This is a genomic window from Lyngbya aestuarii BL J, from assembly GCF_000478195.2.
GTDB lineage: Bacteria > Cyanobacteriota > Cyanobacteriia > Cyanobacteriales > Microcoleaceae > Capilliphycus > Capilliphycus aestuarii.
On record NZ_AUZM01000266.1, the window covers coordinates 1 to 915 of the forward strand.

Annotated in this window: 2 protein-coding genes; one reads left to right on the forward strand and one right to left on the reverse strand. The window is 44.0% G+C overall.

The features are described from left to right. The coding region (locus tag M595_RS27975; RefSeq protein ID WP_023069918.1) for a Rieske (2Fe-2S) protein at positions 1-315 on the reverse strand (315 nt) is incomplete at its 3' end. 232 nt (positions 316-547) lie between these two features. Here M595_RS27975 and M595_RS27980 point away from each other — a divergent pair. Then, a complete protein-coding gene (locus tag M595_RS27980; protein WP_023069598.1) occupies positions 548-856 on the forward strand; it encodes a DUF3067 family protein in 309 nt (102 codons plus the stop codon). The last annotated feature ends 59 nt before the right edge of the window (positions 857-915 follow it).

Sequence of the window (915 nt, forward strand, 5' to 3'; positions counted from 1 at the left end):
ATTAATGCCATAGTCTGCTAAGGTGCTGTCATTTTCTACCACCAAGTAGGTCGGATCACCTTTTAAGCCTTGGGCTAAAGTGCGATCGCCAGGGTTATGGTTGGCTAAAAACTCACTAGCAATTACGTCATTTCCGAGTGCATCTTTAGCAGTCACACCGCTTGCACCACCACCGCTTGAAGCAGGGATAAAATATTTAACGAAGGGGTAAAGCACACCCAGAGCTACGCCTGTGGCTGACCCAAACGTTAAAAGGTTCATAAATTGACGACGCCCCATATCGGGGACTTCCGGCGTTTCAGAAATTTGAGTCATAGTTGACGCAGTTGATTCTGTCTTATGTTAGTTTTCGAGAACTTTGGAGCCAACAAACAAAAAATGTATTGCAGATTCGCTTGAACTATTGCACCAAGTCTGCTATGGGTCAAGACCTTAAAGAATGATTCTGTACGGTTTTTTCCCATCATTAGAGCATTATTACATTTTTTTAACTTGGTCTTTTATTATTACAGAATGTAAATATGAGGGGTTTATTCAGGAGCGAGCCATGACGGGAAAAGAACTACATCAGCTAGTGTTGGACAAGTGGGGCGTATCCTATGACGTTCAGCTACGGCGAACCCGAGGCAAAGTTTTCTTACAGATCATGTGGAAGTATCTCGAACAGATGTCTTTTCCCTTGAGTGAGGCGGACTACATCGCTCATTTGAATGCGATCGCCCAGTATTTGAACGGATGGGGAAGTGTAGAGTTGGTGAAAGACTACATTCAAAATACGAAAGAAAAACCTCGCCTGGGTAAAGCGGTGAGTATTCCTCTCGATCTCGGAGAACGGGCTTCCGAGTGGATATTATGATCGGGAATAGGGAACAGGAGACACCGGGTCAGAGAACATGGATCGTTCATAATTATGAA

Coding starts and splice junctions, on each gene's coding strand:
- M595_RS27980 (WP_023069598.1), top strand. CDS start 548: ATGACGGGAAAAGAACTACATCAGCTAGTGTTGGACAAGTGGGGCGTA.